The organism is Streptomyces sp. NPDC054813, from assembly GCF_053611365.1.
Window position 1 is genome coordinate 48,239 of the sequence record NZ_JBSHAF010000023.1, and the last position, 24,697, is coordinate 72,935.

Annotated in this window: 17 protein-coding genes; 14 read left to right on the forward strand and 3 right to left on the reverse strand. The window is 69.0% G+C overall.

Translation table 11 applies throughout. The features are described from left to right. Window positions 1–49: 49 nt before the first annotated feature. Window positions 50–3,793 carry a GH92 family glycosyl hydrolase gene (locus ACWGJB_RS36365; protein ID WP_453384420.1) on the reverse strand — a complete coding sequence of 1,248 codons (3,744 nt, stop codon included), beginning with the start codon at window positions 3,791–3,793 and terminating at the stop codon, window positions 50–52. 424 nt (window positions 3,794–4,217) lie between these two features. On the opposite strand from ACWGJB_RS36365, the gene ngcE reads away from it, so the two are divergent. The 10 genes from ngcE (at window position 4,218) to ACWGJB_RS36415 (ending at window position 18,251) form a co-directional block, all read left to right on the forward strand. Further along, window positions 4,218–5,669: an N-acetylglucosamine/diacetylchitobiose ABC transporter substrate-binding protein gene (gene ngcE / locus ACWGJB_RS36370; RefSeq protein WP_453384313.1), complete on the forward strand. Its 1,452-nt coding sequence runs from the start codon at window positions 4,218–4,220 to the stop codon at window positions 5,667–5,669. 28 nt (window positions 5,670–5,697) lie between these two features. Further along, window positions 5,698–6,624, forward strand: coding sequence for a carbohydrate ABC transporter permease (locus tag ACWGJB_RS36375; protein ID WP_453384314.1), 927 nt, complete (start codon window positions 5,698–5,700; stop codon window positions 6,622–6,624). Between the two features lie 4 nt (window positions 6,625–6,628). After that, window positions 6,629–7,552, forward strand: coding sequence for a carbohydrate ABC transporter permease (locus ACWGJB_RS36380; RefSeq protein ID WP_453384315.1), 924 nt, complete (start codon window positions 6,629–6,631; stop codon window positions 7,550–7,552). Window positions 7,553–7,846: 294 nt separating this feature from the next. Beyond that, window positions 7,847–9,046, forward strand: coding sequence for an ROK family transcriptional regulator (locus ACWGJB_RS36385; RefSeq protein ID WP_453384316.1), 1,200 nt, complete (start codon window positions 7,847–7,849; stop codon window positions 9,044–9,046). A 134-nt stretch (window positions 9,047–9,180) separates the two neighbouring features. Then, a complete protein-coding gene (locus ACWGJB_RS36390) occupies window positions 9,181–10,272 on the forward strand; it encodes a sugar ABC transporter substrate-binding protein (protein ID WP_453384317.1) in 1,092 nt (363 codons plus the stop codon). Window positions 10,273–10,663: 391 nt separating this feature from the next. Beyond that, the gene (locus tag ACWGJB_RS36395; RefSeq protein ID WP_450764888.1) at window positions 10,664–11,455 is read left to right on the forward strand and encodes an ATP-binding cassette domain-containing protein; all 792 of its coding nucleotides are present in this window, start codon (window positions 10,664–10,666) and stop codon (window positions 11,453–11,455) included. Between the two features lie 44 nt (window positions 11,456–11,499). Continuing rightward, window positions 11,500–12,801 (forward strand): sugar ABC transporter permease, encoded by a 1,302-nt coding sequence (locus tag ACWGJB_RS36400; RefSeq protein WP_453384421.1) that lies wholly within the window; start codon window positions 11,500–11,502, stop codon window positions 12,799–12,801. A gap of 295 nt (window positions 12,802–13,096) precedes the next feature. Continuing rightward, window positions 13,097–15,013 (forward strand): 1-deoxy-D-xylulose-5-phosphate synthase, encoded by a 1,917-nt coding sequence (gene dxs / locus ACWGJB_RS36405; protein ID WP_453384318.1) that lies wholly within the window; start codon window positions 13,097–13,099, stop codon window positions 15,011–15,013. A 220-nt stretch (window positions 15,014–15,233) separates the two neighbouring features. Further along, window positions 15,234–16,730 (forward strand): amino acid permease, encoded by a 1,497-nt coding sequence (locus ACWGJB_RS36410; protein WP_453384319.1) that lies wholly within the window; start codon window positions 15,234–15,236, stop codon window positions 16,728–16,730. Window positions 16,731–16,802: 72 nt separating this feature from the next. After that, a complete protein-coding gene (locus ACWGJB_RS36415) occupies window positions 16,803–18,251 on the forward strand; it encodes an ArnT family glycosyltransferase (RefSeq protein WP_453384320.1) in 1,449 nt (482 codons plus the stop codon). Between the two features lie 33 nt (window positions 18,252–18,284). Here the strand turns inward: ACWGJB_RS36415 and ACWGJB_RS36420 are convergent, their stop codons facing one another. Next, a complete protein-coding gene (locus ACWGJB_RS36420; protein ID WP_453384321.1) occupies window positions 18,285–18,656 on the reverse strand; it encodes an NTP pyrophosphohydrolase in 372 nt (123 codons plus the stop codon). 64 nt (window positions 18,657–18,720) lie between these two features. Between ACWGJB_RS36420 and ACWGJB_RS36425 the strand changes: the two genes are divergently transcribed. Further along, window positions 18,721–19,737, forward strand: a complete 1,017-nt coding sequence (locus tag ACWGJB_RS36425; RefSeq protein ID WP_453384322.1) for a hypothetical protein — start codon at window positions 18,721–18,723, stop codon at window positions 19,735–19,737. Window positions 19,738–19,744: 7 nt separating this feature from the next. On the opposite strand, the gene ACWGJB_RS36430 is transcribed toward ACWGJB_RS36425, so the two are convergent. After that, entirely contained in the window at window positions 19,745–20,848 is a 1,104-nt protein-coding gene (locus tag ACWGJB_RS36430; RefSeq protein ID WP_453384323.1) for an LCP family protein, read from the reverse strand. A gap of 187 nt (window positions 20,849–21,035) precedes the next feature. On the opposite strand from ACWGJB_RS36430, the gene galE reads away from it, so the two are divergent. From galE to ACWGJB_RS36445, 3 genes are read left to right on the forward strand one after another with little or no spacing between them, the layout of a single operon-like run. Further along, window positions 21,036–22,022 (forward strand): UDP-glucose 4-epimerase GalE, encoded by a 987-nt coding sequence (galE, locus tag ACWGJB_RS36435; RefSeq protein ID WP_453384324.1) that lies wholly within the window; start codon window positions 21,036–21,038, stop codon window positions 22,020–22,022. Then, window positions 22,022–22,420, forward strand: coding sequence for a hypothetical protein (locus ACWGJB_RS36440; RefSeq protein ID WP_453384325.1), 399 nt, complete (start codon window positions 22,022–22,024; stop codon window positions 22,418–22,420). Before galE ends, ACWGJB_RS36440 begins: the two co-directional genes overlap by 1 nt. Then, on the forward strand, window positions 22,396–24,693 hold the full coding sequence (locus ACWGJB_RS36445; RefSeq protein WP_453384326.1) for a CDP-glycerol glycerophosphotransferase family protein: 2,298 nt from the start codon (window positions 22,396–22,398) through the stop codon (window positions 24,691–24,693). The genes ACWGJB_RS36440 and ACWGJB_RS36445 overlap by 25 nt, the downstream gene beginning before the upstream one ends. Window positions 24,694–24,697: the final 4 nt, after the last annotated feature.

The window sequence follows — 24,697 nt, forward strand, 5'->3', positions numbered from 1 at the left end:
ACCCGAACGGGGCCGCCCCCCCCTTTTTTTGGCTTCTCCGTGCCGTGCCTCAGGCCAGCAACTCCACCTCCGCCAGCGTCGAGGCGCCGTCCGGGACGAGCCGGTAGTGCGCGTACGTCCCGGGCGTGCGGACCGTGAACGCCCGGGTCTGCAGGTTCCAGGCGAAGGTCTCGCCCGACCGCCGGTCCACGGTGCGCCAGTGGGTGCCGTCCGTCGAGGCCTGGAGGGTCCAGCCCGTCGGGGCCCTGGTGTGGTCCGCCGGTGAGGTGAGCGTGTACTGGATCCCCTTGACCGACCGGGTCACCGGCAGGTCCACCGAGGTCACCGCCTGCTCCGTCGCCGACGTGTTGTCGAACAGGGAGCCGTCACCCTTCAGGACGTCCGCGCGCGGAGCCGGGACCTTGTCGTCCTTGGCGATCGAGACCGGGCCGGCGTTCTTGCCGGTACCCCACGTCGACGGCTTCGGGCCCATCGTGAAGTCGATGATCCCGCCCTTGGAGATGAGCGAGTGGGGGAGCGAGGTCGACGTCCAGATACGGCCGTTGACCCGCACGCCCTGCACGTAGACGTTGGTCGCGCTGTTGCCCGGCGCCCGGATCACCAGGTCCCGGCCGTTCTCCAGGTGGACCGTGGCCTTCTTGAACAGGGGCGAGCCGATCGAGTAGTCGCCGCTGCCCATCACCAGCGGGTAGAAGCCGAGGGCCGAGAAGAGGTACCAGGCCGACTGCTCGCCGTTGTCCTCGTCGCCGTGGTAGCCCTGGCCGATCTCGCTGCCCAGGTAGAGCCGGGAGACCGCCTCGCGGACGTAGGCCTGGGCCTTCCAGGGTTCGCCGGCCGCGTCGTACATGTAGATGACGTGGTGGGCGACCTGGTTGGAGTGGCCGTACATGCCCATCCGGACGTCCCGGGCCTCGGTCATCTCGTGGATGACCCCGCCGTAGGAGCCGACGAAGTCGGCGGAGGCCGTCTCGGGCGTCGCGAAGTACTCGTCCAGTTTGTCGGCGAGTCCGGACCGGCCGCCGTACAGGTTGGCCAGGCCCCGGCTGTCCTGCGGAGCCGTGAAGGCGTAGCCCCAGCCGTTGGTCTCGGTGTAGTCGTAACCCCACACCCGCGGGTCGTACGACGAGGAGTCCACCCGCCACCTGCCCTGGGCGTCCTTGCCCTGGAAGAAGCCGGCCTTGGAGTCGAAGAGGTCCACATAGTCCTGGGCGCGGTTGAGGAAGTAGTCCGACTCCTCCTTGTAGCGCTTCTCGCCGGTCTTCTTGTACAGGGCCAGGCCCATCTCGGCGATGCCGTAGTCGTTGACATACCCCTCCATCGCCCAGGACAGGCCCTCGCGGGTGTCATCGCTGGTGTAGCCGAGGAAGGGAGAGGTCGACATGCCCTTGCGGCCCACGCCGGAGGAGGGCGGGACGACCGTCGCGTTCTTCAATGCCGCCTCGTAGGCCGCCTTCGCGTCGAAGTTCACGCCCTTGACGTACGCGTCGGCGAACGCCACGTCCGAGGAGGTGCCGGTCATCAGGTCGGCGTAGCCGGGGGAGGACCAGCGCGAGGTCCAGCCGCCGTCCTTGTACTGCTGCACGAACCCGTCGACCATCTCACCGGCCTGACCGGGCGTCAGGAGTGAGTAGGCCGGCCAGGTCGTGCGATACGTGTCCCAGAAGCCGTTGTTGACGTACACCTTGCCGTCCACGATCTTCGCGCCGGTGTGCGTCGGGGTGTCCTGGCTGGTCATCGGCGAGAAGGGGGAGGCGTACTGGTCCTTCGACCCGACTTTCTCGAAGCCGGAGTTGGGGTACAGGTACAACCGGTACATGCTGGAGTAGAGCGTGGTCAGCTGGTCCGCCGTGGCGCCCTCCACCTCGACCTTGCCGAGCAGCCTGTCCCAGACCTTCTGGGCGTGTGCCTTCACCGCGTCGAAGGAGGTGCCGTCCGGGATCTCCTGGCGGAGGTTGTCCTCTGCCTGGTCGACGCTGATCAGAGAGGTGGCCAGGCGCAGGGTGACGGTGTGGTCGGAGCCGGCGTCGAAGCGCAGATATCCCTTGACGCCGCCGGAGTCGCCGCCGGTCACCGGCTTGTCGAAGACGCCGTAGACGAACAGGCGGGTGGCGCCGGTCGACAGGCCGGACTTGACGTCGGAGTAGCCGGTGACGATTCCGTGCTGCTTGTCGAGGGTCAGGCCCGCCTGCTCGGTCACGTTGTCGAAGATCACGCTCGCGTCGTCGCCCGGGTAGGTGAAGCGCAGCGCGGCCGCGTGGTCGGTGGGCGTTATCTCGGCCTTGAGGCCGTTCTCGAACCGCACCCCGTAGTAGTACGGCCGCGCGGTCTCGTTCTCGTGCCGGAAGGCCAGCTCCCGTGCCTCCCGGCCGGTGTCCGGGGTGCCGGCGGCGACGGAGGGCATCATCTGGAAGGTCTGCCGGTCGCCCATCCAGGGGCTGGGCTCATGGCTGGCGCTGAACGCCTGGATCGTCGGCAGGTTGTCGTCGTTGTTCGCCCGTGCGTATTCGTACAGCCAGCTCTCCGAGGACGCGTTGGTCACCGGCGTCCAGAAGTTGAAGCCGTGCGGCAGGGCCGTCGCCGGGAAGTTGTTGCCGCGCGAGAAGCTGCCGCTGGAGTTGGTGCCGCGGGTGGTCAGCGCGTAGTCGGACAGGTGCGCCTTGGGCTTCTCGGGGGCGACGCGCTCGATGTTCACGTCGTCGATCCAGCCACGGAACTTGGCCGGGCCCGCGGGCGAGTCGTAGCCCACCAGGATCCGGTCGACGGTCTTGCCGGCCGCGACCGAGCCGATCACCGACGAGATGTCGTTCCACTGGTTGACGTACAGCCCCTTCGACGCGCCCTGGCCGCGCGGGGACAGCGCGAACCCGTGCTGGTCCACCGCCCCGAGTCCGCTCAGGTAGGTGCCGTCGGTGAAGGCCAGGTCCACGGAGACGTTGGTGGCGTCGTAGTCGAGGTCGCCGTCGGCCATCGAGGGGAAGATCCGGTACGAGAGCCGGGTGTCCCGCCGGACCTTCACGTTCACGTCGAAGACCTTGTTGTACGAGTACGCCCGCCCGCTCGCGGTGTGCCGGCCCGCGTAGCGCAGCGCATGGGTCCCGGTGAAGCCGGCCCGGGCCTTCGCGGTCGGCGAACCGCTCGGGCCCTTGTCGACCAGCGAGAGCACGTCCTGGGGCACCGGGCCGCCGCTGCCGCCCGTGGAGAACTGGACGTCGGCGATCTGCAGGATGTCCGGGGCGCCGTTGTTCTTCGTTACGTCGAGCCGGAAGTGCTGGTACTCGGCGGGTGCCGAGAGGTCGTACGTCCTGGTCTGGAACCGCTCGGTGAAGCCTTCGCCGGCGCGGGTGTCGACGGTCTTCCAGTCCTTGCCGTCCGTCGAGCCCTGGAGGGTCCAGTCGGCGGGGTCGCGCTCTGCGTAGTCGTTCGCGGAGGTGACGGCGTACGTCACCAGCTTGATGGGCTTGTCGAAGTCGAACTCCGCCCAGCCGGTCGGCTCGAAGGTGAGCCACTTGGTGCCCGGCTCACCGTCGACGAGGTTCTCCTTGACCTCGCCCGCGCCGGTGTTCTCGCCGCTGGCCCGCATGTCGGTCACATGGTCGGTGACATTGCCGGGGATGCCGGTGCTGTAGCCGCCGTCGACACCCGAGGCGCGCGGGGCGCCACCGGGGTCCGTGTCGACCGTGTCGGTCCAGTCCGGTGACGGATCGCCAGACTCGAACGAGGATGCGAACTCTGTCGCGGCGGCCGGTGCCTTGGCCGGCAGGGCGACCGCGGCCCCCTGGGAGCCCAGGGTCATGACTACGGCGGCCGCGATCACGACCGCCGTACCAGATCTGTGTCCTGTTCTTCGCTGCGTTCTCCGCTGCATCACAACGGGTACCCTCCCTGCCACATGAGACAACGTTGTCAGATGCGTGGCGCAGGAACCAGTAGGTGGTCAAGTGGTCCGTGATGTCAAGGGTGTTGGCTGCGGCATTCAGGGGTCTATGTCGGCTCTTTTTCCGGCAAGCCGTACACAGCTCGCTCAGATTTCCGACAGGTCTCAACTAGGAAAAGACCCTTGGCCAACCTTGCATTCGATCTTGCCCCACTGGCGGGAAGTGGACTATACCTGTCGGCGTTTCCTGAGTGACTTCCTGCACGGCCCAGCACTACCCGACCGCGGTGCCGGGGAGGATCCGGTTCACCGCCTGAGTCCTGGAGAGGGCGAGGACTTGAGCATGGGATCCACATCCGCAGCCAGTCATGGTTCCGAAGGCGTCGGCCGCCGCGATCTGATCAAGCGATCAGCCGCACTCGGCCTGATTTCGGTCCCCACCGTCGGATTTCTCTCCGCCTGTGCCAGCAGCGGCGGAGGCGGCCAGTCCAAGGACAAGGCCGGCAAGAAGACGGCCAAGAACCCGCTCGGCGTCAACGACACCGCCAAGATGGAATTCGTCCTCTTCGACGGCGGTTTCGGCAAGGAGTACGCCGAGGACGCGGTGAAGATCTACCAGAAGGACTACCCGAAGGCCAAGGTCAAGTTCTCGGCCACCCAGAAGATCCAGTCGACCCTGCAGCCCCGCTTCAACCAGGGCACCCCGCCGGACCTCATCGACAACTCCGGCGCCGAGCAGATGGACATGGGCGTGCTGGTCGGCAAGAAGCAGCTGGCCGACCTCACCCCGCTCCTCGACGCGCCGTCGTACGACGACCCGAACAAGAAGGTCCGCGACACGCTGCGCCCCGGCATCGTCGAGATGGGCCAGTTCGACGGCGACCCGGTCTGGATCATGTACTACGCCTACACGGTGTACGGCGTGTGGTACTCGCAGAAGGCCCTGGACTCGCTCGACGCGGAGTACCCGCAGACCTGGGACCAGATGCTCGCCGTCTGCGAGAAGGCCAAGAAGAAGGGCATGGCCGGCTGGACCTACGCGGGCAAGTACCCGTACTACATCCCCTTCTCGCTGTACCCGATGATCGGCAAGGTCGGCGGCGTCGAGGTCCTGAACGCGATCGACAACCTGGAGCCCAACGCCTGGAAGCACCCGGCCGTCAAGGCGTGTTTCGAGGCCTACTACGAGCTCTACAAGAAGGGCTACATCCTCAAGGGCACCCCCGGCCTGGACCACATCCAGTCACAGACCGCCTGGGCCCAGGGCAAGGCGCTGTTCATCCCCAACGGCTCCTGGGTGGAGAACGAGTCGGCGAACGTCATCCCCTCCGACTTCAACCTCGCCGTCTCCGCGCCCACCGGCATCGACAAGAACGACAAGATGCCGTTCGGCACCATCTGGGCCTCCGGCGGTGAGCCGTTCATCGTCCCGGCCAAGGCGGCGAACGCCGAGGGCGGCATGGAGCAGCTGCGCATCATGCTCAGCGAGGCGTCCTCCAAGAACTTCACGTCGAAGGTGAAGTCGCTGACCGCGTACAACGGCGGCACCGACGGCATCACCCTCACCCCGGGCCTCACCTCCGGCGTCGCCGCCCTGAAGCTGGCCGGGTCGAACGTGGTCAACCCGCGGCTCCAGGACTGGTATGTGCAGCTTCAGAAGGAGAAGATCGGGGTGGCCGGCCTCGGCGAGATGATGGCCGGCCGACTGACCCCGGCGGAGGCCATCAAGAAGATCCAGGGTTATGCCGACGAGGCGGCCAAGGACACCTCGATCAAGCACTACAAGCACCAGTAATACCCACCCTCACGGCACCGGAGTGGCGATGCAGCACGGCAAGTACCGGTTCATTGTGGGGTTTTTGGCGTTGCCCCTCGGACTGTACGCGCTCTTCGTGGTCTGGCCGTTCATCCAGTCCATCTACTACTCGTTCACGGACTGGACCGGCCTGAGCCCCGATTTCAAGATGGTCGGCCTGGACAACTACAAGAGGATGATCCATGACGACATCTTCTGGAAGTCCTTGCAGCACAGCTTGATGTTCGCGGTCGTGCTGCCGCTGGTGACGATCAGCCTGGCGCTGTTCTTCGCCTTCATGATCAATGTGGGCGGTCGCAGAAGGAAGGGCGGACCGGTCGTCACCGGTGTCCGGGGCTCTTCCTTCTACAAGATCGTCTATTTCTTCCCGCAGGTGCTTTCGATCGCGATCGTCTCGCTGCTGTTCGCCTTCGCGTACAACCCGGACAGCGGCGCGATCAATTCACTGCTCCGCGGAATGGGGCTGGACAATATCCAGCCGCTGTGGCTCGGCGACCCGAGCCTGGCGCTGTGGTGCGTGATGGCCGTACTGGTCTGGTCCACGGTCGGTTTCTTCGTGGTCCTCTTCTCGGCGGGCATGGCGTCCATCCCCACGGATCTCTACGAGGCCGCCCTCCTCGACGGCGCCGGCCGCGCGACGACCTTCTTCCGCCTCACCCTGCCGCTGCTGTGGGACACCGTGCAGTCCGGCTGGGTCTACATGGGCATCCTCGCGCTCGGCGCCGAGTCGTTCGCAGTCGTACAGATCATGACGACCGGACCGGGCGGTCCCGACTACTCGACGACCGTGATGGTCCTGTACGTGTACCAGAAGGCGTTCCGCGACGGTCAGGCCGCCTACGCCACCACCATCGGCGTCGCCCTGCTGGTCGTCACACTCGCCTTCGCGGCGATCGTGATGCGGCTGGGCCGTCGCGAGCGGCTGGAGTACTGAAGCGATGACCACGACCGAGACCGACGCCCCGATGCCGACGGGCCCCGACGTGCCCGTGGCCAAGACCGAGGCGCCCGCGCCGAAGCCGTCCCGGCGCAGGCGCGAGGGCGGCATCCTCAACGTCTTCTCCCATGGCGTCCTGATCCTCTGGGCGATCATGGTGGTCATGCCGCTGGTCTGGGCGGTGATGACCTCCTTCAAGGACGACCGGTCCATCTTCAGCTCGCCGTGGGCGCTGCCGGACAAGCTGCACTTCGACAACTGGGCGCGGGCCTGGACCCAGGCCAACATGAGCGACTACTTCCTGAACACCATCCTGGTGGTGGGCGGTTCGCTGATCGGCACGCTGGTGCTCGGCTCGATGGCGGCCTACGTCCTGGCCCGCTTCGACTTCCCGGGCAACCGCTTCATCTACTTCCTGTTCATCGGCGGCATGAGCTTCCCGATCATGCTCGCGCTGGTCCCGCTGTTCTACGTCGTGAACAACATGGGCCTGCTGAACACCATCCACGGCCTGATCCTGGTCTACATCGCGTATTCGCTGCCGTTCACGGTCTTCTTCCTCACGGCGTTCTTCCGCACCCTGCCCACCTCAGTGGCCGAAGCCGCCTTCGTCGACGGCGCCTCGCACACCCGCACGTTCTTCCAGATCATGCTGCCGATGGCGAAGCCCGGCCTGATCAGTGTGGGGATCTTCAACTTCCTGGGGCAGTGGAACCAGTACATGCTCCCGACGGTTCTCAACACGGACCCCGACAAGCACGTCCTCACCCAGGGTCTGGTCCAGCTGGCGGTCAGCCAGGGCTACAAGGGCGACTGGTCGGGCCTGTTCGCCGGCCTGGTGATGGCGATGCTCCCGGTCCTGGCGGCGTACATCATCTTCCAGCGTCAGGTGGTGGCGGGGCTCACGGCCGGCGCTTTGAAGTAACGGCAAGGTTGCCCATGCAAAGGGGCGCGACGAGCTGCGCGACCAGCCATGACGCGCCCCGCGCTCACTTCTCGGCCGTCACTCCCACCTGCTCACCAGTGGCCTAGACATGTCGAAAGCATGTCCCTCAGGCGACCCCCGAACCGCCAACGATTTCTCTCAAGGACTTGACGGCGGTAACCCGTTCAGCAGAGCTTGGAGTTCATAACTTGTAAGTGGCCCGGTCTCAGTGAGGTGACCTGGGTCACGTTGGCGGCACCGTGGCCGCCTCCGATGGCGGGAGTGGATGGGTCGATGGAGACTCCGGGGTCGCAGTCGTCGCTGCACCGAGCCAACCTGGAACGTGTCGTACGGGCCGTACGTCTGGCCGGATCGCTCACCCAGGCGGAGATCGCGCGTACGACCGGCCTGTCGGCGGCGACGGTCTCCAACATCGTGCGCGAGCTCAAGGACGGCGGAACCGTCGAGGTCACGCCCACGTCGGCGGGTGGCCGCAGGGCCCGCAGCGTGAGTCTGAGCGGTGACGCCGGCATCGTCATCGGGGTCGACTTCGGCCACACCCACCTGCGCGTCGCGATCGGGAACCTGGCCCACCAGGTGCTGGCCGAGGAGTCCGAGCCCCTCGACGTGGACTCGTCGGCCAGCCAGGGCTTCGACCGGGCGGAAGAGCTGGTCAACCGCCTGATCGCGGCGACCGGCGTGGACCGTTCGAAGATCGCAGGCGTGGGCGTCGGCGTCCCCGGCCCGATCGACGTCGAGTCCGGCACCCTCGGCTCCAGTGCCATCCTGCCCGGCTGGATCGGCGCGAGACCCGCTGAGGAGCTCAGACTCCGTCTCGGCGTCCCCGTGCACGTGGACAACGACGCCAACCTCGGAGCCCTGGGCGAGCTGGTCTGGGGCAGCGGCAAGGGCGTGCGTGATCTCGCTTACATCAAGGTCGCGAGCGGTGTCGGCGCCGGTCTGGTGATCAACGGGAAGATCTACCGGGGCCCCGGCGGCACGGCAGGCGAAATCGGACATATTACACTCGATGAATCCGGCCCGGTCTGCCGCTGCGGCAACCGCGGCTGCCTGGAGACCTTCGCGGCAGCCCGCTATGTGCTGCCACTGCTCCAGCCCGGTCACGGCACCGACCTGACCATGGAAGGCGTCGTACGGCTGGCCCGGGACGGTGACCCCGGTTGCCGTCGGGTGATCGCCGACGTCGGTCGGCACATCGGCAGCGGTGTGGCCAATCTCTGCAACCTGCTGAACCCGAGCAGGGTGGTCCTCGGCGGCGACCTCGCCGAGGCCGGAGAGCTGGTCCTGGCGCCGATCAGGGAGTCCGTGGGGCGCTACGCGATCCCCAGCGCCGCCCGGCAGCTCTCGGTGCTTCCAGGGGCCCTTGGCGGCCGCGCGGAGGTGCTCGGCGCGCTCGCTCTCGCGCTCAGCGAGATGGGCGATTCGACCCTTTTGGACGGCTCGTTGCCTGCCGTTGCACCTGCCTTCACTTAGAGAACGAATGGCGCCGTTGCCATCTCGTTAAGTATTTACTTCTTGACGTCGAAGTCACGGCCGAGTTGACTTCCAGCCACCTCGGCCGCAGCGTTGCGGCCCTGTCAGGGAGGCACCCCCAAATGAACGCAACGATGCGTAGAGTCGTGATCGGCACCGCCGCGGTTTCCATGGCGCTGTCCGTCGCCGCCTGTGGCAAGGCCGGCGACGACAAGAAGAGCGACTCGTCCAGCAGCAGCTCCTCCGGTGGCAAGACCATCGGTCTGCTGCTCCCCGACAGCGTGACCGCGCGCTACGAGAAGTTCGACCACCCGTACTTCGAGGCGCAGGTCAAGTCGCTGTGTGCCGACTGCACCGTCGACTACGCGAACGCTGCGGGTGACGCGGCCAAGCAGGCCCAGCAGGTCAGCACCATGGTCACCAAGGGCGTCAAGGTCATCGTGATCTCCGCCCAGGACTCTGCGGCCATCAAGTCCTCCATCGATGCCGCCGTGGCCAAGGGCGTCAAGGTCGTCGCGTACGACCGCCTCGCCCAGGGCAAGGTCTCGGCCTACGTCTCCTTCGACAACGTCAAGGTCGGCGAGCTGCAGGGCCAGGCCCTCCTCGACGCCCTCGGCTCCAAGGCGACCACCAAGTCCAAGGTCGTCATGATCAACGGTGACGACGCCGACCCGAACGCCGCCCAGTTCAAGGCGGGTGCCCACAAGGCCCTGGACGGCAAGGTCAAGATCGCCTACGAGCAGTCCGGCCTGTGGAAGGACACCGTCGCCGCGCAGAAGGTCAAGGCGGCCATCACGCAGCTCGGCGCCAAGAACATCGCGGGCGTCTACTCCGCCAACGACGGCATGGCCGGTGGTATCGCCACCACCCTCAAGGGCGCCGGCATCAGCGGCATCCCGCTGACCGGTCAGGACGCGGAGCTCGCGGGCATCCAGCGCATCGTCGCCGGCACCCAGTCCTCCACCGTCTACAAGGCGTTCAAGCCGGAGGCCGACGCCGCCGCCACGATCGCCGTGGACCTGCTGCAGGGCAAGAGCATCTCCTCGCTCGCCACCACCACGCAGACCAGCGGCTCCGGCGACAAGGTGCCCTCCCAGCTGCTGACCCCCGTGTCGGTCACCAAGGCCAACATCACGGACACCGTGATCAAGGACAAGCTGTACACCGTCGCGGACATCTGCACCGCCGAGTTCGCCAAGGCCTGCAAGGCCGCCGGCCTGCAGTAGTCCAGCCCTGCAGTAGTCCAGCCCTGCAGTAGTCCAGCCCTGCAGTAGTCCAGCCCTGCAGTAGTCCAGCCCTGGAGCCGTCCGGCTCCGGCCGTCAGCGCCCGGGTGATCGCAGTACGACACCCGGGCCCCGGCCGCCCGACGCACCACCCGGCCCTTCCGCAAGGGCCCCGTCCGTCCGGCGGTCTCGCGAAACCCCTCCGACGCCCGCTCCGGCCTTCATACCCCGCTGCCGGAGCGGGCGTCGGACGGACCCGTTGCCAAGCGCAGCGGATTCGCGCATGTTCATCTTGTAAACCACGTGCGTACACCGACCAACCTGAGGTACCGCACGGCCCTCCGCGCCTGATCAAACAAGCGCGGCATCCCCGCCGGTCAGGCGGCGAAGGAGATGGTTCACGTGTCCGCTACGCCCGTGCTGGCGTTGCGCGGAGTCTCCAAGCGATTCGGTGCGGTCCAGGCCCTCACCGAAGTCGAGTTGGAGGTCCACGCCGGAGAAGTGGTCGCCCTGGTGGGCGACAACGGCGCAGGAAAGTCGACCCTGGTCAAGACGATCGCGGGTGTGCACCCCATCGATGAGGGCGTCATCGAGTGGGAGGGCGGCCCGGTCAGCATCAACAAGCCGCACGACGCCCAGGGACTCGGCGTCGCGACGGTCTACCAGGACCTCGCCCTCTGCGACAACCTCGACGTGGTCGGCAACCTCTTCCTCGGCCGTGAGCTGCTGCACCGCGGCGTCATCGACGAGGTGACGATGGAGAAGCAGGCCCGCGAGCTGCTGAGCACGCTCTCCATCCGCATCCCGAGCGTGCGCATCCCGATCGCCAGCCTCTCCGGCGGTCAGCGTCAGGTCGTGGCCATCGCCCGCGCCCTGATCGGCGACCCCAAGGTCGTCATCCTCGACGAGCCCACCGCGGCCCTCGGTGTCGAGCAGACCGCGCAGGTCCTCGACCTGGTCGAGCGGCTCCGCGAGCGCAACCTCGCCGTCATTCTCATCAGCCACAACATGGCCGACGTGAAGGCGGTCGCGGACACCGTGGCGGTGCTGCGACTCGGCAAGAACAATGGTTTCTTCCCCGTGAAGAGCACCAGCCAGGAAGAGATCATCGCGGCGATCACGGGTGCCACGGACAACGCCGTGACCCGTCGTTCGGAGCGTCGCACCCCGGAGGCGGCAAAGTGAGTGAGACGTCGAACAAGACCGTAGCGGGCGACGAGTCGCCCAAGATCGAGAAGGCCGAGGCCGCCGAGGCCCCGACCACGGTGGCGCCCGCCGACGACCCCACGGCCGCGCCGGTCACGGTCGTCGACCCGCGCCTGCTGGTCCGTGAGGAGGGCTTCAAGGGCTACCTCACCGAGTTCAAGCGCCGGGTGAAGGGCGGCGAGCTGGGCTCGCTGCCGGTGGTCGTCGGCCTGATCATCATCTGGACCATCTTCCAGCTGAAGAACAGCCTGTTCCTCAGCGCGGACAACCTCTCCAACATCAGCTACTTCCTCGCGGCCACCGGCATGCTCGCCATCGGCCTGGTGTTCGTGCTGCTGCTCGGTGAGATCGACCTGTCCGTCGGCTCGGTGAGCGGACTCGCCTCCACGGTGTTCGCCGTCTTCGTGGTCAACCACGGAATGAACCAGTGGCTGGCGCTGGTCCTCACGATCATCACCGGCATCGGTATCGGCGCGCTGCACGGCTGGTTCTTCGCGAAGATCGGCGTACCCGCGTTCGTGGTCACCCTGGCCGGCTTCCTCGGCTGGAACGGTCTGATGCTGTGGCTGCTGGGTTCCAGCGGCACGATCAACATCCCGGCCGACAGCGGTCCGGTGCACGTCCTCGGCCAGAGCTCCTTCTTCATGGACCAGGCCATCATCGGCGCCTACCTGCTGGCCGGCCTCGGTGTCGTGCTCTCGGCCCTGGGCCAGTTCAACGAGCAGCGCCGGCGCCGCGCGGCGGGTGTGCCGTTCCGGCCCACCAGCGAGATCGTGGTCCGGGTCGCGCTGCTCGCGATCGCGTCCTTCGTCGCGGCGGCGGTGCTGAACAACGCGTCCGGTGTCTCCAACGCGCTGGTGATCTTCCTCGCGTCGCTGGTGATCGTCGACTTCGTGCTCCGTCGTACGACCTACGGCCGCAAGGTCTTCGCGGTCGGCGGTGGCATCGAGGCGGCCCGCCGTGCCGGTATCAGCGTGCCGATGGTCCGTATCACCGTGTTCGCGATCTCCGGTGGCTTCGCGGCCATCGGCGGTATGTTCTTCGCCGGTCAGACGGCGAGCGCGACGCTCAACGCCGGTGGCGGCAACACCCTGATGCTCGCCATCGCGGCGGCCGTCATCGGTGGTACGTCGCTGTTCGGTGGCCGCGGTACCGTCTGGTCCGCCCTCCTGGGCATGCTGGTCATCCAGTCCATCCAGACCGGTCTCGACCTGTTGAACATGAACACGTCGATCCAGTACATGATCACCGGTGGTGTTCTGCTGGGTGCCGTTGTTATCGACTCCGTCTCCCGTAAGAGCCAGAAGGCGGCGGGGCGCGGATAGCGCCTGTCGCCGCTGGGGGTGCGGTGGGATTGCGGGTGCCGGTCCGTTGTGGCTGGTAGCGCAGTTCCTCCCCCAGCCTTCGGCCGGGGGTACCCCCAGCGCCCCTTTCACGGGCGTGACTGTGCCCGGTGCCTGAAAAGGTACCGGGCACAGTCGTGTCATAGGCGGGCCTCATGATGGGTACGGCCGTTCGCGTGACCAATGACCCATGGGCCGGAGTCCGGCCGCCCGGGCGGAACATTAGACTCGACAGGCCCGGCAACAGCTCGATCAGCTCTACTGCAAGGAGGCACGGGTGCCGCTGCTGACCCGTATCAGGGGACCGCGCGATCTGGACGGGCTCAGCCCCGAGGAGCTGGTCCAGCTGGCAGAGGAGATCCGGAGCTTCCTGGTGGAGGCGGTCTCCAAGACCGGCGGACACCTGGGTCCCAACCTGGGCGTGGTCGAGCTCACCATCGCCCTGCACCGCGTCTTCGACTCTCCGAAGGACAAGGTGCTGTGGGACACCGGCCACCAGTCCTACGTGCACAAGCTGCTCACCGGCCGGCAGGACTTCTCCCGGCTGAAGCAGAAGGGCGGCCTCTCCGGCTACCCCTCGCAGGCCGAGTCCGAGCACGACGTCATCGAGAACAGCCACGCCTCCACGGTCCTCGGCTGGGCCGACGGCATCGCCAAGGGCAACCAGCTCCTCGAACGCGACAGCCACGTCGTCGCCGTGATCGGTGACGGCGCCCTCACCGGCGGCATGGCCTGGGAGGCGCTCAACAACATCGCCGACGCCAAGGACCGCCCGCTGGTCATCGTCGTCAACGACAACGAGCGGTCGTACGCCCCGACCATCGGCGGCCTCGCCAATCACCTGGCGACCCTGCGCACGACGGACGGGTACGAGCGGTTCCTGGCCCGGGGCAAGGACCTGCTGGAGCGCACACCCGTCGTCGGCAGGCCGCTCTACGACACCCTGCACGGCGCCAAGAAGGGGCTGAAGGACTTCATCGCCCCGCAGGGCATGTTCGAGGACCTGGGCCTGAAGTACGTCGGCCCGATCGACGGCCACGACATGGAGGCCCTGGAGTCGGCCCTCGCCCGGGCCAAGCGGTTCGGCGGCCCGGTGATCGTGCACTGCCTCACCGAGAAGGGCCGCGGTTACCAGCCCGCCCTCCAGGACGAGGCCGACCGCTTCCACGGCATCGGCCCCATCCACCCCGACACCGGCCTGCCGGTCAAGGCCTCCGGAGCCGACTGGACCTCCGTCTTCGGCGACGAGATGGTCGAGCTCGGCAAGGAGCGCGAGGACATCGTCGCCATCACGGCGGCCATGCTCCAGCCGGTCGGTCTGAAGAAGTTCGCCGACACCTTCCCGGAGCGGATCTACGACGTCGGCATCGCCGAGCAGCACGGTGCCACCTCCGCGGCGGGCCTGGCCACGGCCGGACTGCACCCGGTCTTCGCCGTGTACGCCACCTTCCTCAACCGCGCCTTCGACCAGGTGCTGATGGACGTGGCCCTGCACAGGTGCGGGGTGACCTTCGTCCTGGACCGGGCCGGCGTCACCGGTACCGACGGTGCCTCCCACAACGGCATGTGGGACATGTCGATCCTCCAGGTCGTCCCCGGTCTGCGGCTCGCCGCCCCGCGCGACGCCGACCAGGTCCGCGCCCAGCTCCGCGAGGCCGTCGAGGTCGACGACGCACCGACGGTGGTCCGCTTCTCGAAGGGCGCGGTCGGTCCCGCCGTGGCCGCCGTCGGCAAGGTCGGCGGCATGGACGTGCTGCGCGAGCCCGGCACCGACACCCCGGACGTGCTCCTGGTCTCCGTGGGCGCCCTCGCCCCGATGTGCCTGGAGATCGCCACCCTCCTCGACAAGCAGGGCATCTCCACCACCGTCGTCGACCCGCGCTGGGTGAAACCGGTGGACGAGGCGATGGCCCCGCTGGCCGAGCGGCACCGGGTGGTCGTCACCGTCGAGGACAACATCCGCGTCGGCGGCGTGGGCGCGACGATCGCCCAGGCCCTGCGCGACGCGGGCGTGGACGTCCCGCTGCGCGACTTCGGCATCCCGCCCCGCTTCCTCGACCACGCGTCGAGGGCCGAGGTCATGACGGAGATCGGCCTGACGGCCCCGGACATCGCCCGCCAGGTGACGGGTCTGGTGGCCAAGCTGGACGGTCAGCCGACGGATGTCAGCTCGGTGGAACCGGCAAGGGATTGATGTGAGGCGTCCCTAGCCGGGGCGCGCCCCGAAGGGGCGCGAGGAACTGCGCGCTCAGCCCGCACCGCCTCGACGCACCCCAAACCACCCCGATGGGTCGGTCTCCCCACTCCTCCAAGTGGCGAGACCGACCCATCTGCGTGAACCTGCCCTTGCCGGGGCATACGCATCCCCGGCCCTCTCGATCATGTCGAGGACGACAAACGTGGGAGGTAGGCACGTGGCCAGGACGCTCTTCAGGACCAAGAACGTCGAACAATCCATCAAGGACACCGAGGAACCGGAGCACGCGCTCAAGAAGTCGCTGTCGGCCCTGGACCTCACGGTCTTCGGCGTGGGTGTCATCATCGGCACCGGCATCTTCGTCCTGACCGGCACGGCCGCCAAGAACAACGCAGGACCCGCCGTGGCCCTCTCCTTCGTCGCGGCCGGCGTCGTCTGCGGCCTCGCCGCACTGTGCTACGCGGAGTTCGCCTCCACCGTCCCGGTCGCCGGTTCGGCCTACACCTTCTCGTACGCCTCCCTCGGCGAGTTCCCCGCCTGGATCATCGGCTGGGACCTGGTGCTGGAGCTGGCGCTCGGTACGGCGGTGGTCGCCGTCGGCTGGTCGGGGTACATCCACTCGCTCCTCGACAACGCCGGCTGGCATCTGCCCGAGTACCTCAGCGGCCGGGACGGCGCCCACGGCTTCGGCTTCGACATCCTCGCCGCCGCCCTGGTCCTCGTGCTCACCGCGATCCTCGTCGTCGGCATGAAGCTCTCCGCGCGGGTCACCTCGGTCGTCGTCGCCATCAAGGTCGCCGTCGTCCTGGTCGTCATCATCGCGGGCGCCTTCTTCATCCACAGCGGCAACTACAGCCCCTTCATCCCGCCGAAGGAGCCCGTGCCGGCCGGCGGCAACCTCAAGGCCCCGCTGATCCAGCTGATGATCGGCTGGGCGCCCTCCAACTTCGGTGTGATGGGCATCTTCACCGCAGCGTCCGTCGTCTTCTTCGCCTTCATCGGCTTCGACGTCGTCGCCACCGCCGCCGAGGAGACCCGCAACCCTCAGCGGGACGTGCCGCGCGGCATCATCGGCTCCCTGATCATCTGCACCCTGCTGTACGTCGCCGTGGCGATCGTGGTGACCGGCATGCAGAAGTACAGCTCGCTGTCCGTGGACGCCCCGCTCGCCGACGCGTTCAAGGCCACCGGGCACCCCTGGTTCGCGGGTCTGATCAGCTTCGGCGCGGCCGTCGGCCTGACCACCGTGTGCATGATCCTGCTGCTCGGCCAGTCCCGGGTGTTCTTCGCGATGAGCCGGGACGGGCTGCTGCCCCGGTTCTTCTCGCACACCCACCCGAGGTTCCGCACCCCGTACCGGCCGACCATCCTGCTGGGCGTCGTCATCGCGATCGTCGCCGGCTTCACCAGTCTCAGCGAACTCGCCGAACTGGTGAACATCGGCACCCTCTTCGCCTTCATCGTCGTCGCGATCAGCGTGATCATCCTGCGCAACACCCGGCCCGACCTGGATCGGTCCTTCCGCACCCCGTGGGTACCGGCGCTGCCGATCGTCTCCGTGCTGGCCTCGCTGTGGCTGATGCTCAACCTGCCGGCCGAGACCTGGCTGCGGTTCGCCATCTGGATGGTCATCGGCTTCGTCGTCTACTTCCTCTACGGCCGCTCGCACAGCCGCCTCGCCGAACAGCAGCGGACCCCGGCCGACGCTCCGTAATCATCAGGCTCGCCACTCCGGCCCCGTATGTCCCGTCCAGGTGGGACTGCGGGGCCGGATAGCGTGCTCCCCATGCTTGTCGCCCCCCTCGCCCCATCACGATCCGTAGTCGTCCGGAAGGGGTACTGGGCGCGGCTGCTCCCGCTGCTCGCCGTGCTGGCCTGCGTCACCCGGGTGCCGTCCTTCCGCCGGCCGCTGTGGAACCCGGACGAGGGCTTCCTCGCCGTACAGGCGCGCATGCTGGCGCGCGGCGGGCAGCTGTACGAGACGGTCGTGGACCGCAAGCCGCCGCTGCTGCCCTGGCTGTACGAGGGGGCGTTCGCGGTCTTCGGGTCGGGGTCGCTCACCCCGGTCCGGGTGCTCGCCGTACTCGCCCAGCTGGCCACCGCCGTACTGCTCGCGTCGATCGCCCGGCGCCGGTGGGGCGACCGTGCGGGGCCTACCGCGGGGGCGCTGTATCTGCTGGTCTCGGTGGGGCTCAACCCCGAGGACGCGCAGGCGGCGACCTTCGAGGTGTTCATACTGCCGGCCACGGCGGCCGCGATGTGGTGCGCCGACCGTCGCCGCTGGGGCGCCGCCGGAGCGGCCGTCGCCTGTGCCTTGCTCACCAAGCAGACCGGCGGCGCGGTCCTGCTGCCGGTGGTCTACCTGCTCAACCGGTACGGCGGCCCGCGCGCGAACCTGCTCCGGCTGGCCGTCGGCGTCACCCTGCCCGTACTGGGCGCGGCCCTGCTCACCGACCCGGCCGGCTTCGCCTTCTGGACGGTCACCGGCTCCGGCGCCTACGCCTCCTTCACCGGCTCCGAGCTCCACGTCCTCGCACGGGCGTTGACCAACACCGCGATCCTCGCCGCGGCCTGCGCCGGCCTGCTTGCGCCGATCGCCCGTGCCCTGCGCATCGCCCGTACCGGCGCCGCCGACCTGTGGCTGTGGCTGGGCGCGTCGGCGGTCGCCGTCACCCTCGGCTTCCACTTCTTCGGCCACTACTTCCTGCAACTCACCCCGCCGCTCGCGCTGCTGGCCACGGCCGCGCTGCAGGTCCTGCCGAGGGAGCGGACCGCGGCCGCCGTCCGCACCTCGGCCTGCGTCTGCGCCCTGTTCCTGACCTGGGGACTCCTGGCCCCCCGCCCCGAACTCGGGCACGCCCAGCGGCTCGCGCTCGCCCTCGCCCATCGCACCCAGCCGGGCGACCGGGTGCTGGTCTGGGGCATGCACCCGGAGACGTACTGGCTCGCCGACCGCACCCCCGCCACCCGCTATCTCACCGCCGGCCTTCTCACCAACTTCAGCGGCGGCCGGGACGGTCCGCAGGTCGGCGAGAAGTACGCCGTCGAGGGCACCTGGCCGGTCTTCCGCGCCGAGCTGGCCGCCCGGGCGCCGGCCCTGGTGGTCGACGACTCCCGGGGCAAGCCGTACGGCCCCGACCGCGTCCCCACCCTGCGCCGCCTGCTCACGGCCGACTACGAACAGGTGGCCGAGGTGGACGGAGCGGTGCTGTACGCCCGCGCGCCGGCCGGGTAAGCGCGCGCAACGACGGGCACGGGCGGGCCCGGTTCAGTGGAGCAGGGCGTTCGGGCCGATCACCTCGGCGCCCAACTCGGTGACCCGGCGTCGGAGTTCGCGGTCGGCGGTGATGACGAGGCGGGGGCGGCCGGGGGCCTCGGCGGTCAGCTCGACGATGCGGTCGTCGCCGCTGCCGGCCGCCGACTCCACCCTTACCCCGGGCACCGACGCCACCCCGCGGGCGGCGCCCTCGACGACGAGCACCAGTTCCACCGGGGTCGGATGGCCGGGCAGGCCCCGCTCGGCCAGCCGGTCGCGCAGCCGCTCGGCGGCCCCCTTGCGGTCCCGCCACCAGCCGTCCGGCCGTGACCCGACGACGTTCGCGCCGTCGACGATCACCAGCAGGGGAGCTTTGTCATCCATGCCTCCAGCCTCGCACGCCCGGGGCCGGGCCACTGCTCCGAACGGCCCCGCTTAGAGTGAAGCGGTGAACGGCGACTGGCTCCTCCGCGGCCGTGACGGCCGGCTCAGTGTCTATCTGCCGTCGGGCGACGCCGTGCTGTGCCGGGCGGAACGTGGCCCCGGCAGTCCCTGGGGCACCCCCCGGAAGATGGGCGGCGACCAGCGGCTGCACCCCGGTCTCTCGGTGGGCCGGGGTCAGAACGGATACGCACACCTGGTCGCCTGGCGGCCCACGGTGAAGGGCGAGTCGGGCCTGGTCCACTCCACCCACTACCGTCCGCATCTGGCCGCCCTGGACTGGCAGTCGATCGGCCACCCGAGCAAGAAGGGCGAGGTCACCGGCGCCCCGGCCGTCGCGGTGGATGCCCAGGGCCGTGCCCATGTCTTCGTCCGCAACCGGGGGCGCGGAGTGAGCATGGTCGCCCAGAAGGAGAAGGGCGGCTGGGATCCGTGGCGGGATCTGAAGGGCCGGCTGGTCGAGGACGGACTCGCGGCGGTGACCGGTGAGTCGGGGCGGGTGGAGGTGTACGCGGCCGTACCGGGCGGGATCGTGTACTGGCGGCAGGAGGAGGCGGGGAAGCCGCCGGTTCTGCTGGAGTCGCTGGAGGCCCCGGTCCGGCCGGGTACCCTCGCCGCCCTCGCCACCTCCGCCGAGAGCACGACCCTCTACTACAGCGACGAGGCCGGCGACCTGTGCGCCTGGCGTCCCGGCGGCAAGCCGTACACCCTGCTGCCCTCCGCCGGTCCTGGCCCGGTCGCCGCGGTCCGCTGTGAACTCGACGGACACGACTGCACCCTGCTCGCGCAGCGCTCGGCGAGCGGCCGGGTGGCGTTCGCCGCGTACCCGACGGAGGACGAGCGGGCCGGTGCCTGGTGGACCGAGTCGGGGCCGCAGCTCCCGGCCGACGCGACGGTCGCCCTGACCGCGGACGGGGACGACCGGGTCATCGCGGCGACCCTCTCCCCGTCCACCGGGCAACTCCTGCTCACCCGCCGCAAGGACGAACCGGGGCTGGCCCTGGAGGCCTGGCGCGAGGTCTGACGTACCGTCAGCTGCCGCCGGTGGCGGGGGACTTCTTCGCCGAGTCGGGGATCGTGGTGTCGGTGCGGATCGCCTTCCACAGGGTCGAGGCCTGCGGCTCGGCGGCCACCACGCGGTTCGGGTCGGCCTTGTCGTACGCCACCGGGAGCATGATCGTCTCCATGGTGGACGGGTTGACGCCGTTCAGGCTGCGGCCGAACTCCGCGAGATTGGTGAGCGAGGCGAGTTCGGAGTCGGTGGTGAGTGCGGCGGTCAGCTTGTCGGCGATCTTGTAGGCCTTGACCGGGCTGCCGAGCAGGTCCTGCTTCTGGATCTCCGCGAGCAGGGCGATCATGAACTGCTGCTGGAGACCGATCCGGCCGAGGTCGCTGCCGTCGCCGATGCCGTGCCGGGTGCGGACGAACTCCAGGGACCGGGTGCCGTCCAGCTTGTGGGTGCCCTTGGTGAGGTCGAGGCCGCTGGAGGTGTCGTGGATGTCCTGGTCGACGGTGACGGTCACCCCGCCTATCGCGTCCACCAGGTCCTTGAAGCCGGCGAAGTCGACCTCGACGTAGTGGTCCATGCGGACCCCGGACATCCGCTCCACCGTCTTGACCACGCAGGCCGGACCGACCTGGGAGTAGATGGAGTTGAACATCACACGTTTCGCGGACGGGGCCTGGGAGCCGCTCGCCGTGGTGCACTCCGGGCGGGTCACCAGGGTGTCGCGCGGGATGCTGACCGCGAGGGCCTGCTTGCGGCCCTCGGGTATGTGCATCACCAGCGCGGTGTCCGAACGGGCCCCGGCGACCGTGCCGGTGTTCAGCTTCGCGTTGGCGCCGGCCCGTGAGTCCGAGCCGAGGATCAGTATGTTCTGTCCCGAAGTGGGCAGTTTCTCCGGGCGGTCGTCCCCGATCGCCCGGTCGATGTCGACGCCCTGGATTTTGCCGTCGATGCCGCTGTAGAGCCAGTACGCGGTGCCCGCTCCGGCCGCGACCAGCACGGCCAGTGAGAGCAGGATCCAGCGGCCCCTTCGGCGTTTGCCGGTGCGCCCGCGCTTGCGGCCGCGCTCGCCGCCCTGCCCAGGAGGCGCGTCGGAGTCGCTGAGCTGGGGCGTCGGGGCATGACTCATCCTGCTTCGAATCCTCAAAGGTCGTGCCCCGGCGGGGCGGTGCTGTGGGGTGAGGACTCGGGTGGGGGGGGAGGCCGGTCCCGGTGGTGCTGCCCGGTCGAAACCGCACAAGGGGCGGAGGACCGCACGATCATGCACAACCCGTGATGTATTTGTAAACAGCAGCCAAAGAAATAGTATGCGCGCCATGACGTGGCTGATAACAGGCGGCGCCGGCTTCATCGGCGCCCATGTCGTCCGCGTGCTGCTCACCGCCGGTGAGCGCGTCGCGGTGTACGACGACCTTTCGACGGGCGACCCCGCCCGCGTCCCCGACGGTGTGACCTTCGTCAAGGGCTCGGTGCTCGACGGCACCCTCCTGCGGCGCACCCTGTCCGACCTCGGGATCGACGGCGTGGTCCACCTCGCGGCCAAGAAGCAGGTCGGCGAGTCGGTCGAACGGCCGCTGCACTACTACCGCGAGAACGTGCACGGCCTGGAGACCCTGCTGGAGGCGGCCGCCGACACCGGCGTACGGCACTTCCTGTTCTCGTCCTCCGCCGCCGTGTACGGCATGCCCGACGTGGACCTGGTGACCGAAAACACCCCCTGCGCCCCGCTCAACCCCTACGGCGAGACCAAGCTGGCGGGGGAGTGGCTGGTGCGCGCCGCGGGCCGGGCGCACGGGATGACCACCGCCTGCCTGCGGTACTTCAACGTCGCCGGGGCGGCCGACGCGCGCCTCGCGGACACGGGCGTCTCCAACCTCGTCCCGATGGTCTTCGAGAAGCTCACCGAGGGCAGCGCCCCCGTGATCTTCGGCGACGACTACGACACCCCGGACGGCACCTGCGTACGGGACTTCATCCACGTCGAGGACATCGCCGCCGCCCATCTCGCCGCCGCCCGTGCGCTGCCCGGCCGGGAGCCCGGCAGCGACCTGACGGTCAACATCGGGCGCGGGGAGGGGGTTTCCGTACGCGAGATGATCACGCTGATCGGCGAGGTCACCGGCTACGGCCCGGCGGCCGCCCCGGTCCACGCGCCGCGCCGCGCCGGAGACCCGGCACGGGTCGTCGCCTCCGCCGACCGCATCCGCGCCGAACTGGGCTGGACGGCCCGCCACGACGCCCGCACCATGGTCGCCTCGGCCTGGGCCGGCTGGTGCCGGCGCCATCCGGAGGCCCGGCGCTGATGGCCACTCCCGTACGCGACCGTGCCCTCGGGGTGCGGCCGGCCGGTCGAGCCCCGGCGAGCCGCACGGTACGGTCCGGACCCTGGCTCCTCACCGGGCACGACGGCCGGCTCATCGCCTACGCGCAGGTCGACGGCGCCGTGCTGCGCTGGACGGAGACCCGCCCGGGCGGCCCCGACTGGACCGGCCCGGACGTGCTGCCGGTCAAGAACGTGACCGAACTCACCGTCGCCCAGGGCCGCAACCGCTACGCCCACCTCGTCGGCCGCCGGGCCCGCGGCACCGGGGACGCGCCGTCGGCGGTGGACCTGGTCTACGCGATCCAGTACCAGGCGGGCCGCCCGCTGAGCGAGTGGCGCTCCGCCGGCAACGCGTGCACTTCGAGGACGCCTGGCTGACCCTGCCCGCGATGCTGCGGGCCGGTTCGCTGAGCATCGTGGACCGGCCCGTCTACTGGTACCGGGGCCGCCCCGACGGCTCGTCCATCATGGACTCGCTGTGGAGCAAGCCCGCCAACTACCGCGACCACCTGCGGCTCAACCACTTCCTGCTGCACTACAGCGCCGAGGAACCCCCGGAGATCCGCCGGATGTTCCAGCGCTACGCCACCCGCACCTACAAGGGCTTCCTGTGCAACGCCCGGAACGTGATGGGCCGTACGCAGCTCGCCGAGATGTTCCCGGACATCCACCGGCACTACGCGCAGATCCCCGACGACGTCATCACCGAGTTCGTCACCAGCCCCGCCCAGCAGCTCGACCACTACGCGGCGAGAACCGGGAACTTCCCGCTGTTCGCCGACCCGGAACCGGCCCTCGCCGCGGCCCCGCCGGTCGTGGAGGTCGACGACGACGGCTTCTACCGCACCTTCCCCGGCGGGCGGCTGCACAGCGGCGCGGCCCGGGTCAAGGATCCCAACGTGGTGGTGGAGAGCGTCCGCACCCGGGACGACGTGCTGGTCCTGGAGGGCTGCATGGCCTTCCCCGGCCTGGACCTCGGCGGCCCGATGGGCAACCGTCTCGAACTCGTCCACCAGGTCCGCGGCACCAAGGTCACCGTCCCGCTGACCCAGGTCTACCGCCGCGACCTGAGCAACGCGCGGGGCGGCCGGGACCTGTACGCCGGCTGGTACGCCGAGATCCCCGCCGCCCGGCTCGCCGAGACCGGCTTCGGCGTCGGCGACTTCCGGCTGCGGGTGCACCGCCCGGACGGCACCCGGCACCGCAACGTCGTCATGAAGGCCCGCCTCGCCCTGCACCGGCTCAAGGGCCCCGGCAAGGTGGGCCGATACCCCTACATGCTGACCATCGGCGCCCAGGACGCGCTGCATCTGCGTCTGGTCGCCCCCGGCCGCACCGCCCGCCTCAGGCACGCGGTGTGGCGGACCGGCCGCGAACTGCGCATCCTGCGCACCCGCAACCCCGGCTGGCGGATGCGCCTCGCCTACTGGCTGACCTATCCCTTCCTCAACGGCAGGGAGATCTGGCTGGTCGGCGAGCGCTCCGACACCGCGCAGGACAACTCGTACCACTTCTTCAAGTGGGCCCGTATCCACCGCAAGCGCCGTAACGTCTACTACGTCATCGACGCGGCCTCGGCCGACCACGCCAAGGTCGCCCCGTACGGGAACGTCCTGAAACTGGGCTCCTTCAAGCACCGCATGTACCTGCTCCACGCGACCAAGCTCATCGGCTCCTACGACTCCGAGTCCTACCTCGTCCCCGAGGGCTACAAGAAGGCGCTCTTCCTGCACCGCTTCGGCGAACTGGTCAAGTACCAGCGGGTGTTCCTCCAGCACGGCGTCACCTACAACGACGTGACCTCCGGCGCCGACCAGCGCATCGCGAGCTACGACCTGCTGGTCACCGCCGGCCGCCAGGAGCGCGACTTCATGGCCCAGGAGGCCGGCTACGGCGACCGCGCCCTGCCGGTCGGTTTCCCGCGCTTCGACGCCCTCCAGCGCGAACGCCGCGACAAGCCGCGCATCCTGCTGATGCCCACCTGGCGCCAGTGGATCGTCACCGCGTCCTACAAGAAGTCCGCCGGACCGGCGCGGACCAGCTTCACCCAGTCCGAGTACTACCGCTTCTACAAGACGCTGCTCTCCGACCCCCGCCTCGGCCGCGCCCTGGACCACCTCGGCGTGGACCTCGAATTCTTCCCGCACTACGAGATCCGCCCCTACCTGCACACCTTCCAGTTCTCCTCGCCGTCCATCCAGGTCGCCGACCCGCGCACCCGCAACGTGCAGCAGGCGATGAAGGAGTGCTCGCTGATGGTCACCGACTACTCGTCGGTGTTCTTCGACGTGGCCTACACGGGCATCCCGCTGGTCTACGTCCCCTTCGACGAGGAGGACTTCTACGGCCGGCACTACAAGCGCGGCTACTTCGACCTCGCCGAGGACGGCTTCGGCCCGGTCTGCCGGACCGTCGACCAGGCCGTCGACGAGATCATCGCCGCCATCGCCCGCGACTTCACCGTCCAGCCCGAACACCGGGCCCGGGTCGAGGAGTTCTTCGTGCACCGCGGCGGCGGCAACTGCGAGCGCGTCTTCGACGCCATCGACGCCCTGGGCACCGCCTCCGCGGCCGCCCTGGCCCCCCGACGCCCGGTCGGCGCCCTCCCGGCCCCGCTGCCCACCCTCACCGAGTGGATCGACGCGGCCTGACCCT